Source organism: Flavobacterium sp. Arc2 (genome assembly GCF_041431385.1).
In the GTDB taxonomy this organism is placed as follows: Bacteria; Bacteroidota; Bacteroidia; order Flavobacteriales; family Flavobacteriaceae; genus Flavobacterium.
This window is the reverse complement of sequence record NZ_JASMRH010000011.1, coordinates 143,383-158,334: the sequence shown is the minus strand read 5'-3', so window position 1 is coordinate 158,334 and position 14,952 is coordinate 143,383. Positions and strand designations below refer to the sequence as shown.

Annotated in this window: 13 protein-coding genes; 7 read left to right on the top strand and 6 right to left on the bottom strand. The window is 34.6% G+C overall.

Annotated features, from left to right (window positions below; all coding sequences use genetic code 11):
- Positions 1-846: 846 nt before the first annotated feature.
- Complete coding sequence (locus QO182_RS09765; protein WP_371561261.1) at positions 847-1,524, bottom strand: DUF4294 domain-containing protein; 678 nt, start codon at positions 1,522-1,524, stop codon at positions 847-849.
- 81 nt (positions 1,525-1,605) lie between these two features.
- Here QO182_RS09765 and QO182_RS09760 point away from each other — a divergent pair, with 81 nt between their 5' ends.
- Positions 1,606-2,694 carry a M42 family metallopeptidase gene (locus QO182_RS09760; RefSeq protein ID WP_371561259.1) on the top strand — a complete coding sequence of 363 codons (1,089 nt, stop codon included), beginning with the start codon at positions 1,606-1,608 and terminating at the stop codon, positions 2,692-2,694.
- Between the two features lie 149 nt (positions 2,695-2,843).
- Here QO182_RS09760 and QO182_RS09755 read toward each other — a convergent pair whose 3' ends face one another.
- From QO182_RS09755 to QO182_RS09745, 3 genes are all read right to left on the bottom strand, one after another.
- Entirely contained in the window at positions 2,844-3,797 is a 954-nt protein-coding gene (locus QO182_RS09755) for a phosphoribosylaminoimidazolesuccinocarboxamide synthase (protein WP_371561267.1), read from the bottom strand.
- A gap of 92 nt (positions 3,798-3,889) precedes the next feature.
- Positions 3,890-6,238 (bottom strand): prolyl oligopeptidase family serine peptidase, encoded by a 2,349-nt coding sequence (locus tag QO182_RS09750; protein WP_371561258.1) that lies wholly within the window; start codon positions 6,236-6,238, stop codon positions 3,890-3,892.
- A 63-nt stretch (positions 6,239-6,301) separates the two neighbouring features.
- Positions 6,302-7,162: a Cof-type HAD-IIB family hydrolase gene (locus QO182_RS09745; protein WP_371541006.1), complete on the bottom strand. Its 861-nt coding sequence runs from the start codon at positions 7,160-7,162 to the stop codon at positions 6,302-6,304.
- A gap of 241 nt (positions 7,163-7,403) precedes the next feature.
- Between QO182_RS09745 and hmpA the strand changes: the two genes are divergently transcribed.
- Together hmpA and QO182_RS09735 are read left to right on the top strand one after the other, a co-directional pair.
- Positions 7,404-8,603: an NO-inducible flavohemoprotein gene (gene hmpA / locus QO182_RS09740; RefSeq protein WP_371541007.1), complete on the top strand. Its 1,200-nt coding sequence runs from the start codon at positions 7,404-7,406 to the stop codon at positions 8,601-8,603.
- A 9-nt stretch (positions 8,604-8,612) separates the two neighbouring features.
- On the top strand, positions 8,613-9,062 hold the full coding sequence (locus QO182_RS09735; RefSeq protein ID WP_371561256.1) for an Rrf2 family transcriptional regulator: 450 nt from the start codon (positions 8,613-8,615) through the stop codon (positions 9,060-9,062).
- Positions 9,063-9,141: 79 nt separating this feature from the next.
- Here the strand turns inward: QO182_RS09735 and QO182_RS09730 are convergent, their stop codons facing one another.
- Together QO182_RS09730 and QO182_RS09725 are read right to left on the bottom strand one after the other, a co-directional pair.
- Positions 9,142-9,957, bottom strand: coding sequence for an SDR family NAD(P)-dependent oxidoreductase (locus QO182_RS09730; RefSeq protein WP_371541009.1), 816 nt, complete (start codon positions 9,955-9,957; stop codon positions 9,142-9,144).
- A 150-nt stretch (positions 9,958-10,107) separates the two neighbouring features.
- Complete coding sequence (locus tag QO182_RS09725) at positions 10,108-11,058, bottom strand: PhoH family protein (protein WP_371541010.1); 951 nt, start codon at positions 11,056-11,058, stop codon at positions 10,108-10,110.
- Positions 11,059-11,253: 195 nt separating this feature from the next.
- Here QO182_RS09725 and QO182_RS09720 point away from each other — a divergent pair, with 195 nt between their 5' ends.
- From QO182_RS09720 to gldG, 4 genes are read left to right on the top strand one after another with little or no spacing between them, the layout of a single operon-like run.
- A complete protein-coding gene (locus QO182_RS09720) occupies positions 11,254-12,084 on the top strand; it encodes an S-adenosyl-l-methionine hydroxide adenosyltransferase family protein (protein WP_371541011.1) in 831 nt (276 codons plus the stop codon).
- Between the two features lie 26 nt (positions 12,085-12,110).
- The gene (locus QO182_RS09715; RefSeq protein ID WP_371561254.1) at positions 12,111-12,407 is read left to right on the top strand and encodes a putative quinol monooxygenase; all 297 of its coding nucleotides are present in this window, start codon (positions 12,111-12,113) and stop codon (positions 12,405-12,407) included.
- Positions 12,408-12,464: 57 nt separating this feature from the next.
- Positions 12,465-13,190: a gliding motility-associated ABC transporter permease subunit GldF gene (gene gldF, locus QO182_RS09710; RefSeq protein ID WP_371541013.1), complete on the top strand. Its 726-nt coding sequence runs from the start codon at positions 12,465-12,467 to the stop codon at positions 13,188-13,190.
- Entirely contained in the window at positions 13,190-14,875 is a 1,686-nt protein-coding gene (gene gldG, locus QO182_RS09705) for a gliding motility-associated ABC transporter substrate-binding protein GldG (protein ID WP_371561252.1), read from the top strand. Before gldF ends, gldG begins: the two co-directional genes overlap by 1 nt.
- Positions 14,876-14,952: the final 77 nt, after the last annotated feature.

The window sequence follows — 14,952 nt, the reverse complement described above, 5'->3', positions numbered from 1 at the left end:
CTGTCAATTCAATATGTCTAGGAACGTGTTCTTTTCTTGTTTCTCGTTTCGCCGCAACACTTAGCGTGTTTCTCGAATCGGGTGCAAAAATACAATTTTTTTTCTTTCTCGCAAGAAAAATTTAAAGTTTTTTTCAAGATTTAAATCTCCATTCCTTTATCTTTTCTTACCAGTCTATCAAGGAACTTTGCATGTTTTGCGGGGTGCAAAAGTAATGAGCTAATTCGAATCTCACAAGCTTTTTTTGATTTATTTTTAGAAATAATTCCCAGTCCTAAACCCCTTAATTACTTGCCAATCTTTTAATGAACTTTGCCGTTGTTGCGGGTGCAAAAGTAACTCCTTTATACACTACTTCAAGCTTTTTTATCGCCTTTTTTTTACGCGTTTCTTAGCCGTGGGTTTAACTCGCTGGAAATATGCTCTTTGAAGACGAAAGTTTTTTTCTCTCCCCGGCCCTCTCCGAAGGAGAGGGGGCTTTGTGGACAAGGTTTGTGGTGAATTCAATACGATCGCGGCTTTTTTACTATTCCTTTACTACAATATAATAATGACAACTCTTTTCCTTTTGAGCCTATACAAGGAATTCCTTAGATATCCTTACTTTCAAAGACCGCCAATCTTTCTTTTTTTAAGTTGTGCTTTTCACTTCTAACTTCTAACCACGTATCTCTAATCTTCTTTTGTTTGCGTTAGGGATAGCAGCGAAAAGCCCACAGTCTCGTCTTTTGGGACGAGACGAGGACTTGTAGCGAATAGCCCGACCGATTATAAAAAAAAAAGAGGCTAATCCTTATTTATAGGTATAGCCTCTTTTTTTTATAATGGGAAACGCCCAAATAGTATTTATCGTTTTAGTTGCTGTGCTTTTGATTCCCAGAAATCATTCAGCTTATCAATATCTACAGGATGTGCCGGCATTTGATTTTGTAATCTTCCCGATTCGAAGGCTCTTGCTAGTATAGTTTCTATCAAAAAGTCTTCATTAGATTCAAAAGGAGCATATTCTGTTTTCAAATTAATATCAAACATGCTAGCTGCAGTATTAGACCAAAAGGCTTTCCATCCACTTTTTAGTGTTTTTACCAGGTCGAAAGTTGTAGTTCCCGTTTGACGATGGATTAACTTTACCAATATCCTCCCTTGACTGCGTGACAATTTTTTAAGTTTTGCCTCAAATTCGTCATTAAGATAACTTTCTACTATCTTGAAATACTTCTTCTTTTCTTTATTAGTAGAAAGTCTTTCCATTCCTTTATTCAAAAGTGTTAATCTTTCAGAAGCCAATTTGGCATAAGGGTAGGTTCTATAAACTCTACTTTGCAAAATCAGAAATTGTTTCCTAGCATCGGGATCCAACTTTTCTTTTGATACAATAATCTCTTCCAATTGAATAGTGTCATTCAGCACTTCATCTGTATCCCGTAAAACGTAACCCATTTTTGTAGTGTCTCTAGAAATAACCTGACCATGTGCCACTACTGTTAGAAAAAGAAATAAAATAGAAAATCTAATAAACTGCATAAAGAAAAAATTTAGCGTAAAATTATACATTATATACGCAAGTGTAATGCCAATTCTATAATTTAGCAAAAAATATATTTTATGAGCACTAAATCGATATTAAAGAAATCCTCTATTACATTTTTAGAGCAATATTTAAACAACGCCTCCCCTACAGGATTTGAAGCTGAAGGACAGAAATTATGGATGGAGTACTTAAAACCTTATGTTGATACATTTATAACGGACACTTATGGAACAGCAGTGGGAATTATTAATCCTGATGCTCCTTATAAGGTAGTGATTGAAGGGCATGCCGATGAAATTTCATGGTATGTTAATTATATCACTGACGATGGTTTAATATATGTCATTCGTAATGGAGGTTCAGACCACCAGATTGCCCCTTCAAAACGAGTTAACATTCATACTAAAAAAGGAATTGTAAAAGGTGTTTTTGGATGGCCAGCTATCCACACCCGAAAAGGCGAAAAAGAAGAAACTCCAAAAATTAGTAATTTGTTCATCGACATAGGTTGTGAAACAAAAGAAGAGGTTGATAAAATGGGGGTTCATGTAGGATGCGTGATCACTTATCCTGACGAATTCATGATTCTAAACGAGAATAAATTCGTTTGTCGCGCCATTGACAACCGCATGGGTGGTTTTATGATTGCCGAAGTAGCACGTTTACTACATGAAAACAAAGTAAAATTGCCGTTCGGATTGTACATTACTAACTCTGTACAAGAAGAAGTGGGTCTTCGTGGAGCTGAAATGATCACTAAAACCATCAAACCAAACGTAGCTATTGTTACTGACGTATGTCATGACTCTACGACTCCAATGATTGAAAAGAAGGTTGAAGGAGAGACAAAAATAGGGAAAGGACCTGTTGTTACTTATGCACCCGCAGTTCAAAATAACCTGAGAGAATTAATTCTGGATACTGCCGAGGAAAAGAAAATTCCTTTCCAACGTCTAGCCTCTTCTCGCGTTACCGGAACTGATACAGATGCTTTTGCATACAGCAATGGTGGCGTGGCTTCGGCTTTGATCTCACTTCCTTTGCGTTACATGCATACGACTGTCGAAATGGTGCACCGCGATGATGTTGAAAATGTCATCAAATTAATATATGAAACTATATTGAAGTTAGAGAACAACGAAACATTTTCTTATTTTAAATAATATTTTCAGGAGCTAATCCCGCTATCCGCTATATCTTTTTCTGGTTTCTAAACGAAACTAGAAAAAGGATATCGCTTCTATCAGGGCTAAAAAAAACCGCAATTCCATCAAGGGTTGCGGTTTTCTTTTATATCGATGTTTTTGCTTTATTATCTGTTTTCTAAATATGTCAGAACGTTTTTTTCAATTCGCTCATTGATATTTGAAATGTCAGCCTTCACAAATTTTTCACCAAGGATTTTTTCATATAATTCAATATATCTTTCGGATACAGTTTCAATATATTCCTCTGTCATATCAGGAATTTGCTGTCCCTCTAAACCTTGAAAATCATTCTGAATTAACCAACGACGTACAAATTCTTTTGACAATTGTTTTTGCTCTTCTCCTTTATCTTGTCTTTCTTGATATCCTTCTGAATAAAAATAGCGAGAAGAATCCGGCGTATGGATTTCGTCTATAAGAACAATAACTCCGTCTTTAGTTTTACCAAATTCATATTTGGTGTCCACCAAGATTAACCCACGGCTTGCAGCAATTTCAGTTCCTCTTTGAAATAAAGCTCTCGTATATTTTTCTAATACTAAATAATCCTCTTCAGAAACGATTCCTTTTGAAAGAATGTCCTCTCTTGATATATCGGCATCGTGTTCTCCGTTATCCGCTTTTGTAGTTGGTGTTATAATTGGCGTAGGGAACTTATCGTTCTCTTTTAATCCTTCTGGCATCGCTACACCACAAATTTCTCTTTTACCAAGCGTATATTCGCGAGCTGCATGACCCGATAGGTATCCACGAATAACCATTTCTACTTTAAAAGGCACACATAAATGACCTACAGCTACACTAGGATCTGGAGTCGCAATCAACCAATTCGGAACAATGTCTTGTGTTAATTCCATGAATTTAGTAGCAATTTGATTTAGAATCTGTCCTTTGTAAGGGATTCCCTTTGGCAAAACTACATCAAAAGCTGAAAGCCTGTCTGTAGCTACCATTACTAAAAGATCGTCATTGATATTGTACACTTCCCTAACTTTACCTCGGTAAACCGATTTTTGATTTGGGAAATTAAAATTAGTGGTTGTAATTGTATTACTCATCATGATTAGTGTTGCGTTGTTGTTTTGCAAAAATAGGTTGTTTCACAGAGATACACAAAATTGTTGAAACATTATTAAGAGGATAAAACACACTATTTTTCAAGAAGCGTAGTATTAAATAAATTCAATATTCGGCTATACTCATCAACCCATGAATAGGTTTCTTTAAAGCCATGAGCTTCAACAGGAAATGATGATAGACTCCAGTTTTTCTTTCCCAGTTCTATAAAACGTTGTGACAAACGCACCACGTCTTTGTACTCCACATTATTGTCTACCATTCCATGAAGCATCAACAAGTTTCCTTGTAGATTATCCGCAAAATAAATTGGCGAACTTTTCTTGTAGGCATCAGGATCTGTCTCCGGGAAATTAAGAATGTTACCCGTATATCCATGATTGTAATGCGCCCAATCTGTTACCGAACGAAGTGCTGCTCCCGACTTAAATTCATTTGGTTCTGTCAACATGGCCATTAGGGTAATAAAACCGCCATATGATCCACCATACATACCTACTTTTTCAGGGTTAATTCCTAAGTTTTCCACTAAGTACTTTTTACCGTCAATTTGATCTGATAAATCTTTTCCGCCCATAAAACGGTAAATACCTGTTCTGAAATCACGTCCGTAGCCATCACTCCCTCTATAATCGATATCTAAAACGGTGTATCCTAAGTCCGTTAATAAATTATGAAACATGTATTCTCTATGGTAGCTACTCCAATAATTATGGGCGTTTTGCAAATAACCAGCACCATGAACAAAGAGAATTGCGGCTTTATTTGATTTGTCTGCTTCAGGTTTGTACAGTCTCGCATTAACATTAGTACCATCCTGAGCCTTGAAAGTAATTACTTCAGGAGTGCGCCAAGAATAAGCCTCAAACTCTTTGGAAGTAGAATGTGTTATAGGGGTTAAAATAGCCTCTTTTTTATTTAGTGCCGTATAAAACTCCCAAGGTTTATTTTTAGAAGAATAACGAACAAGCAATGTATTTTCATCAGGAGAAAGTGTCACTTCATGCGCTCCATCTTTAGTAAGAAATGGTTGTAATTCACCACCAAAAACTCCCAACTTATAAAATCCACGATTTCCTGGATGTGTTGTATTTGTAGTTAAATAAAAAGATTTTTTATCCTTAGAAAGCGTTACTTCTCGTACTTCCCAATTTCCCTTTGTGAGTTGATTTTTCTTATTTGTCTTTGAGTTATAAGTGTATAAATGTGAATACCCTGTTTCTTCTGACTGGAAATAAATAGTTTCGTTATCCCCCAAAAAATCTAAAGTTCCTGAACTGTAAGCATAAGATGGAATACCCGGACCACCAATCCAAGATTCATCGTGCTGATAATCAATCTCTTTAAAAGTAGCTTTCTCTAAATTCAATTGCACAATCCAGCGGTCTTTATTGTCCAGACTTCTAATCTCTGTAATGACATAAGTTCCATCTTGACTGTAGGTAGGTTCTTGAACAAAAAGCAACTTATCTTCCTTTTCTTTCTTTTTTAAATTCTCGTAGTCATTGTAATAGGCTGGTTTGTCTTGAATGTGACTTAATGACGAAAAATTCACAAAATAGACTGAATCTTGCGCCACCGAATAAATTCCGAATTTTGATTTGTTTAAATTTGCTACCGACACTTTTCTTTTTGTGTCTACAGACTGATTATAGCCGTCTTTTGTAATGAAATTTTCCATTATTTCGCTTTTACTTTCAATAGCATCTACCAGTCTAAAAGTGGCGTAATTCCCTTTTGGATCCATCTTCAGACTTTCAAAAGAATTTTTTCCGTAATAATACGCTTTAGGGAAGTCGGATTTATTTTCATCAGCTCTTGCCTTATTCCAATTTTTCTTTGCTTCTTGATCACGAACAAATTGAAACAATTCTTTTTGCTGGGTTTTTAAAAAACTGTCTTTCTCGTCTTCTTTTTCCTTTTCTTTCCCTTGTTTAAAATTAGTGAGTTGGACAACTGTTCCTTGTTTCGTGTCAAATTTAAGGATGTTTTCATTTTGCTCAAAAAACAACATTCCCGCATCTGTTCCTAATTGTAAATTAGAAATTGGATTAGATTGTTGCAATAGTTTTTTCTTAGTTTTATTTTGGATTGAATACGAATACAAAGCCCCTTTATCAATATAATATACTATATCTGCATTCGGTTTACCTTTAAAATCTAATTTAGAGAATGCAGCTTCAGGCGCTGCAACTAATAGAGGTTTTGACATTCCTTTTTCCCAAAAATAAGTACTTGCTCCCAACTCATTATTGGGATTCCATTCAAAATAGACTTTTTTGTTGTCTAAAGACCATCTTCCAGAAAAGGGCTGCTCTCCTATAAAGGTATCTCCTTTCATGATGTCTTCGAGCTGAAGTACTTGACTTTGAGACGTAAAAGAGAAAAATATAAATACTACGATAAAAATAGTTCTGATCATTTTTGTGTGGTTTTTTCCAAACAAAAATACACTTTGAAACGTATTTAAAAAAATATCATGACCTTAGATACTTAAAATAGTTCGTTTCAATAGTTTTTCAGATAAATAAGTAGCTACGCCATTATCATAATTAGCTGAAATTACTTCAAGGTGAGAAAGCTTACTTTTTAAACTATCAGGAGCATTTCCCATCAGTAATCCTTTGGCTGTAGCATTTAACATATTTTCATCGTTATAACCATCGCCAAAAGAAATAGTCTCATGAAAATCTAGATTTTCTATTTCTAGAATCTTGGCAATAGCCACACTTTTATCGACCGTCTTGTCCATAAATTCTAAACAAAGTGGTAAACTAAAAGCGTGACTAAAATCATCTGAATGCTTTTCTATTATTTTATCCCTTAGTTCTATGAGTTTTGAATGACGCTCATGGGTAAAAAACATTTTTATGGCACTTAAATCTTCCATGGTAGCATAATTCACAAGCTCAGGCAAATAATTCAATTCTGTCTGAAAACTGTTTAAAGCTTCATTGTGTTTATTAGTAAACCAAACATCCTCCTTAAATACAACAGTGGTAAAGTCTTCACTGATGTCAAGGGATAAAACAGATTTTATCGCTTCACTACTGATGTTATGAGAAAAAAGGAGCTCTTTTTTTGGGGAGTGAATGCGTGCCCCGTTTGATGTTACTAAGTATACCGGAAAACCCAAGCCTTCAACAATAGGCATGGCATCGAGATGATGACGACCTGTAGCAACAATAATAAGGTATCCTTGATTGTGAAGTTCTGCAAAAACTGTTTTGGTATATTCTGATATTCGGTGTTCTCTATTTAATAGTGTTCCATCTAAATCACTTATTACTACTTTTATTTTCTCTTCTAACATTCTAATTTTCATATTCATTTGTAATCTTTTCAAAAATATCGAATTTTAAAGAAACTTCCAACACTAATTCAATACTTCACAAAATATTTGCATATAATTATGATGGGGTTCTAATACTTTAAAAAAAATGAATCCTTACTCCTTCCCCCATAATTTTTAGACAACTTTCCCTTCGCTTTTTAAAACAAAATTAGCCTACTTTTTTATTGTTGTATTTAAAATACAACAATAAGTGTTTTATGCTACCTTTGTAAAAATTTAAAATAAAAAAATCATGAATACTACACAAAAAGAACTAGTAAAAGCTACCGTTCCTGTGTTAAAGTCAAGTGGTAATGCCTTGGTGACTTATTTTTATCAAAGAATGTTGACAAACAATCCAGAACTAAAAAACATTTTTAATATGGCTAACCAAGCCAATGGAAAACAACAGAATGCATTAACTGGAGCTGTATTGGCATATGCCGAAAATATTGACGACCCAACAGTCTTAATAAATGTTTTAAAGTCCATTGGGAATAAACATGTTAGCTTACACATACTCCCTGAGCAATACGATATCGTAGGACATAACTTAATCGAATCTATAAAAGAAGTTCTAGGAGAAGCAGCAACTGATGAATTAGTAGATGCATGGACCTGTGCGTATTCAGAATTGGCTCAAATAATGATTTCTATCGAAGCCGAAATGTATCAAAAAACAGCAGATTTAAAAGGAGGTTGGATTGGCTGGAGAACGTTTGTAATTGATAAAATAGTAATCGAAAGTGATGAGATTAAATCTTTCTATCTAAAACCTAAAGACGGAAACGCTATTGCCACTTTTTTTCCGGGACAATATATTTCTGTTAAAACATTTATACCTGAATTAGGGCATGAACAACCCAGGCAATATAGCTTATCCAGTAGTTTTAACGAAGAATACTATCGTATATCAGTTAAAAGCGAAAAAGGACGTTCTACTCCTGATGGATTTGTTTCGAATGTGCTACATACTAAAAAAGTCGGAGAAACGATTGATGTTACCGCCCCTGCAGGACTTTTCTACGCTGATCCTGAATCGGTAAATCCATTAGTCCTGATTAGTGGTGGTGTTGGCGTAACTCCTTTGATGAGTATGGTTGAGGCTAATAGCCATTCTCTTCAAAAAAATAAAACGATTTGGATACATAGCTGTCGCAATGAAAATGTACACGCCTTTAAAGACGCAATCGAGGATCTGAACCGTAAGGGTAACTGGTTAACTTCTTTTGTTTTTTACGAAACACTACCTGATCATGAAACTAATGCTATCGAAGGAAGAGCAGAACTGCATCAATATAAAGAAGAAATAATTATTAACGATGCAAAATATTATATTTGCGGACCTGAATTGTTTATCAAAAAACAATATCAATCTTTAATTGAACTTGGTGTTACAAAAGACGCTATCTTTTACGAAGAGTTCGGTCCCCAATTATTAGCTTTAAATTAAAAAAACAGTATGAAATTAAACCATTTTACCGATTTTAGTATGCGTGTTTTGATGTATTTGAATCAAAAAAAAGACAGCTCGCAAAGCTCTTTGGACGATTTAGCCAATGCTTTCAAAATCTCACGAAACCATCTCGTTAAAGTGGTTCAATTTTTAGCGGCAAATCAATTAGTACTAACAAAAAGAGGGAAAAGCGGGGGAATCACAATTTCCGAAAAAGCGAAACAAATTCCTTTGGGAGATCTAATCCATTTATTAGAACAAGATGAATCTCCTATTATTAATTGCGATGCTAAACCCTGTATTTTTAAATCCCATAATTGCAAATTAAAATCGTTATTCAACAAAGCTTATCTCCTGTTTATTGAGAGTTTAAACGAATCAAATTTGACAGATCTTGAATTCAATGATTGGAATTCCATTTTTGGAGATAATCCAAATGCGCAAAATAACTCTTAATAACATACTTATTAGTTGCTTAATCGCCGCTTTTATTTCCCGCATCTTTAAGTCATTTATTATTGAAAACAGCTTACGTTTATTTAAAAATAGATTGTCTAATTATCCTGCCAAATAAACGGTAGCCGATTCCAGATCTAAGGAAAATCAGACTATTGGCATCAAAACCAATCGTAAATCTTTTAAAATTTTTAGGCGGATTTTCGGCAATTTTTAATAGTTCCCGAATAATTTGCGGCTTTAAATCTGTGTTTTTATTGGTTTTATTTTCCAATATATTACTTATTTTCTCCATTAAATTATTATACGAAGGCAAAGAAGAACGACCCGATTTAACTACATTTTTTTGAAAACTAGAAGGTGTATTTCCAAATTGAACCGTAGAAACGCTGATATTAAAATCAATTAGTTCATAGGCCATACATTCAGAAAAACTTTCAACGGCATGTTTTGTAGAATGGTAAAAACTCCCTAATGGCAAATTAACTAAACCCGCAATAGAAGTAATATTTATAAAATGACCCTTTTGTTGAGCTCTAAATTCAGGAATAAATGCCCTGCATATTTTTACCACTCCAAGCCAGTTAACATCTACAATAGTATCGATTTCAGCATCTTCGGCTAGTTCTACAAAACTGCGATACCCTACTCCTGCATTATTTATTACAACATCAACTTTTTTAAAGTCTTCAATTATTTTTTTCTTGGCGCGGGTTATGCTTTCTGTTGAAGTAACATCCAGCAAATAACAGCTGATGTTCTTTACTCCTTGCAGTTCTTTACCATGGTCCAGATGAATCATGGTGGCTATGACATTCCATCCATTTTCAGCAAAATGAAATGCTATTTCTTTTCCAATGCCTCCGGAAGCTCCCGTTATGAGTACGTTCTTCAATATTTATTTTTTTTAATCTATTATAAACTAACAACTCCTTAGAATCTTCTTACAACCAAATAAACTGACTATTGATTTAAAAAGTACGACCCCATAGTGGGGTCGTAAATAGTAGTAATTTTACTGTCTGTCAAAAATACAATTTTTATTTTAGTCTGGATTCTCTGTGTATTTATAAGCATCTAACACCTTTTTAACTAATCTGTGTCTTACAATGTCTTTATCATCCAGATATATAATTCCAATTCCTTCAATATCCTTCAAAACCAATAAAGCTTCTTTAAGACCTGAAATGGTTCTTCTAGGTAAATCAACTTGCCCGGGATCTCCGGTTACCATGAATTTTGCACTTTTGCCCATACGGGTCAAAAACATTTTCATTTGGGAATGTGTCGTATTCTGTGCCTCATCCAAAATCACAAAAGCATGATCAAGCGTTCGTCCACGCATAAAGGCAAGCGGAGCAATTTGTATAATCCCCTTGAGAATATAATCTTCCAGTTTTTCATTTGGCAACATATCCCGCAATGCGTCGTAGAGTGGCTGCATGTATGGATCCAGTTTTTCTTTCATGTCTCCAGGAAGGAAACCCAGATTTTCACCAGCTTCTACTGCCGGACGAGTAAGGATGATTCGTTTTACCTGTTTTTCTTTTAATGCTTTTACAGCCATCGCAACGCCTGTATAGGTTTTGCCTGTTCCTGCTGGCCCTACCGCAAAAACCATGTCGTTTTTATTTATCGTATCAACCAATAATTGCTGGTTAGGCGTCATGGCTTTAATGATTTTACCACCAACACCGTGCACCAGAATTTTATCGTTAACCAGAGTTCTTTTATCGTCCTGGCTCTCGCCTAAAATGACACGTTCAATTACATTATTATCTATATTATTGTAGCGTGTAAAATGCAGCATTAACCGTTGAAAACGTTTTTCGAACTCGTCTAGTATTTCTTTTTCTCCAAATGCTTTTAAAGTAGTTCCACGAGCAACAATCTTAAGCTTTGGATAATATTTTTTAATCATTTCAAGATGAGTGTCTTGAGCGCCCCAAAAATCTTTTGGAGCGATGTCTATGAGCTCGATTATTCTTTCGTTCAAAAGTTGTAGTTTTATATTAAAATTAATCAATTAATAAATCTAATCCGTTTTGGTTTTAAACCTCCGTATTATTTGTCTTATTATTTGGAATTTGTTTTTCGTTTTTTGCTTTTTTGAATTTACTATTATTAGATTTGCATTTCTCAAATTTAATGAAAATTAGTTTTAGAATCCACCAATATTTATAAAAAATATATGTCAATAATTACCCTTACTACCGATTACGGCTTGAAAGACCACTTTGTTGGTGCGTTGAAAGGGAAAATATTATCTGAGCATCCTGAAGCTTCAATTATCGACATTTCGCATCATATTGACCCATTCAACACAGTTGAAGCAAGTTACATTATTAGTGCGGCCTATTCGAGTTTTCCAAAAGGTACCGTTCACTTGATAGGAGTAGATATGGAATTGAATAAAGAGAATCAACATATTGTCATGCAATGGAACGATTCCTACTTTATTGCTGCCGATAATGGTATTCTTAGTATGCTTTCGCAGAAAATTGTTCCTCAAAGAATGGTTGCTATCAACATTCATGATCGACTATCTAGTGAAGCAACTGGCATGGACGTTTTTGTCATGGTCGCCTGTCATATCGCCAAGGGCGGATTATTAAACGTTATTGGTAAAGAGATTAATAGCATCAAACAGATAACCGAATTAAAAGCTGTTATTTCTGACGATAATAATATATTGAAAGGACATGTTATCTATATTGACCATTTTGGTAATGTGGTGACTAACATTAGCAAAAGACAGTTTGTAGAAGCGGCCAAAGGCAGACCCTATGAGATTATCATGAAAACTAAAAACATCAAAACCATTTTGCCGAATTACTCTGCAATTGCCAGTTCTGAAAAATATCCGATTAAGAATTATGAAGGAGAAAAATTAGCCATTTTTAATGAAGCTGGTTTTCTCGAAATTGCTGTTTTTAGAAGCAACCCTTCTAACGTGGGCTCAGCAAATAGCTTGTTAGGATTAAATTACAGAGATGTGGTTTCGATCCAATTTAAGAATTAGAAGAGTAACATAAATAGAAAATCTAAATGTTTGTACGAATAGTAAAATTGAGTTTTCACGAAGAAAACATTCCCGCATTCTTGGAAAATTTTGAGGCCAATAAAGACAAAATCCGAAATGCTGATGGGAATCGTTTTTTAGAATTGTATCAAGATAAAAACAATAAGAGTATTTTTTTCACTTACAGCTATTGGGAAACCGAAGACGATTTGGAGAACTACAGAAAGTCTGCATTGTTTAACGAAGTTTGGAGTTTTACTAAAAAATTATTCAACGATAAACCTGAGGCCTGGAGCGTTGATAAATTAGTTTCTTTAGTTTAAAGTTACTCAACTTTAAACTTGAAACCGGAAACCTGAAACTTTAAACAAAAAATTTAAATGAAAGCCATATTATTACGAGAAATTAAATCCTTTTTTGGTTCGCCAATAGGTTATTTAGTCATTGCTCTTTTTCTTATTCTCAACGGATTATTTCTTTGGGTCTTTGACGGTGACTACAACATTCTGAATACCGGTTTTGCTGATATGACTCCCTTTTTCACTTTAGCACCCTGGATTTTAATTTTCCTAATTCCTGCCGTAACCATGCGCAGTTTTTCGGATGAGAAAAAGCAAGGAACTCTTGAATTGCTTTTAACAAAACCCTTGAGCCAGTGGCAAATTGTGAACGGAAAATTTCTTGGCGCAGTATTGCTAATAGTAATGGCTATTATTCCAACGTTCATCTATGTCGAAGTAATCTCTAGTTTGGGAATGCCGGAGGGAAATCTCGACATGGGCAGTACCATTGGATCTTATGTAGGTCTCTTGTTCCTTATTAGTGCGTATTCTTCCATTGGTGTTTTTACTTCTACCCTATCCGATAATCAAATTGTGGCTTTTATAGTATCTGTATTCTTATGTTTCTTTTTCTATTTTGGTTTTGAAGGTATTGCCTCACTTAGCTCTTCTTTCTCGACATTAATCTCCGCTTTTGGAATGCAAGATCACTTTAAAAGTATGGGACGTGGCGTAATCGACACCAGAGACGTGCTCTATTTTATCAGTATAACGGTGTTGTTTCTTTCGTTGACTGTTTATAAACTTAAATCTTTTAAATTGTAATGGTACCAATTAAAAAAAGCAACCTGAAATCGGTATTAATTACAATCGCAATTTTGCTGATTGTAAATAGTATTGGGAGCCAGTTTTTTCATCGTTTTGATTTAACAAAGGATAAAAGATACACTCTTTCTAATACTTCTTTGAAAATAATTGAGGAAGTAAAAGAACCGTTGTACATCAAAATATACCTACAAGGGGACTTGCCAGCTGAGTTTAAAAGACTACAGCAAGAAACACAGCAGCTATTGGAGGAATATCAAGCATATAACAAAAATATAGTTTTCGAATTCATCAATCCATTGGAAAACGAAGACAGCAGTATGGATAACATCAAAGAGTTGTATAGAAAGGGATTAACACCTATAAACATAACCGTTGATGACAAAGGAAAACAATCGCAAGCAATGGTTTTTCCATGGGCTATCGCAGTTTACCAAAACAAAGAAGTAAATATTCCATTATTAAAAAATAGAATGGGGGCTTCTACTACTGAAAAAGTAATTGGTTCCGTGCAACATCTCGAATATTCAATTTCGGATGCCTTACATAAAATTACAACAGCCAAGCAAAAAACGGTTGCCGTAATCAAAGGTAACGGTGAGCTTCAGGATGTATTGATGGCCAAATTCTTGTTGCAAATAAGAGAAAGTTATCACATAGGCCCTTTTACGTTAGATTCGGTTGCAAAAGATCCTACAGGCAGTTTAAACGCATTAGAAAAATACGATTTAGCAATTATAGCTAAACCTACCGAAATGTTCTCTGATGCCGAAAAACAGGTCTTAGACCAATTCATTATTAACGGAGGAAAGACACTTTGGTTAGTAGATCAGGTAAATATCGAGATGGACAGTCTTTACAATGAATCAGGATCAACATTAGCTTTCCCCAGGGATCTGAATTTGAACGATATGTTCTTTAAATACGGTTTCCGTATTAACCCAGATATCGTGAAGGACGAACAAGGAAGTCCTATAAAATTAGCGACTGGAGAGCAAGGAAGCGCCACCCAATACCAAGAATTCAATTGGAAATTTGCTCCATTAGTTTATCCAGAAAGCACACATCCTATCGTAAAAAATTTAGGCGGAATTAAATTTGATTTTGCAAATCCAATCGATACACTGAAAAACGGAATCAAGAAAACTGTACTGCTGCAATCGTCTCGATATTCAAAAAAGATAGGAGCTCCGGTAGAAATAAATTTAGATATTGTTGCCGAAGAAACCAGCCCAAATCATTATATTAAAACTGGAAATATTCCGCTTGCCCTGTTACTCGAAGGATCCTTTCATTCTATGTTTGAAAACAGAGTTTTGCCTTTTGAACAAACCGCGTTTCAAGTCGTAGGAAAGAAGAATAAAATGATTGTTATTTCTGATGGAGACTTGATAAAAAACCAACTAGATAAAAACTTTCAACCGGTAGAACTGGGATATGATCAACGTTCCGGAAATTTATACGACAATAAGGATTTCATGCTAAATTGTGTCAATTATCTTTTAGACGATACTGGACTTATTAACATTCGAAGCAAGGATCTGGATTTACCGTTATTAGACAAAGAAAAAGTTTTTGAAAACTATACTAAGACGCAAGTCATAACTATCGGGCTACCACTCCTAATCTTAGTGTTATTTGGCGCTTTATTTACGTACCTCAGAAAAAGAAAATACAGTCGATAGATGTTAATAAAAAAGTTTCAATACTAGAATAGTTTACGATATATTTGTAAAATGTATTGTATTTTAAAATCAAACTA

Excerpts from the sequence above, each read along its gene's own strand:
- QO182_RS09765 (WP_371561261.1), bottom strand. The coding sequence starts at position 1,524 with ATGCAGTTTATTAGATTTTCTATTTTATTTCTTTTTCTAACAGTAGTG.
- QO182_RS09760 (WP_371561259.1), top strand. The coding sequence starts at position 1,606 with ATGAGCACTAAATCGATATTAAAGAAATCCTCTATTACATTTTTAGAG.
- QO182_RS09755 (WP_371561267.1), bottom strand. The coding sequence starts at position 3,797 with ATGAGTAATACAATTACAACCACTAATTTTAATTTCCCAAATCAAAAA.
- QO182_RS09750 (WP_371561258.1), bottom strand. The coding sequence starts at position 6,238 with ATGATCAGAACTATTTTTATCGTAGTATTTATATTTTTCTCTTTTACG.
- hmpA (WP_371541007.1), top strand. The coding sequence starts at position 7,404 with ATGAATACTACACAAAAAGAACTAGTAAAAGCTACCGTTCCTGTGTTA.
- QO182_RS09735 (WP_371561256.1), top strand. The coding sequence starts at position 8,613 with ATGAAATTAAACCATTTTACCGATTTTAGTATGCGTGTTTTGATGTAT.
- QO182_RS09720 (WP_371541011.1), top strand. The coding sequence starts at position 11,254 with ATGTCAATAATTACCCTTACTACCGATTACGGCTTGAAAGACCACTTT.
- QO182_RS09715 (WP_371561254.1), top strand. The coding sequence starts at position 12,111 with ATGTTTGTACGAATAGTAAAATTGAGTTTTCACGAAGAAAACATTCCC.
- gldF (WP_371541013.1), top strand. The coding sequence starts at position 12,465 with ATGAAAGCCATATTATTACGAGAAATTAAATCCTTTTTTGGTTCGCCA.
- gldG (WP_371561252.1), top strand. The coding sequence starts at position 13,190 with ATGGTACCAATTAAAAAAAGCAACCTGAAATCGGTATTAATTACAATC.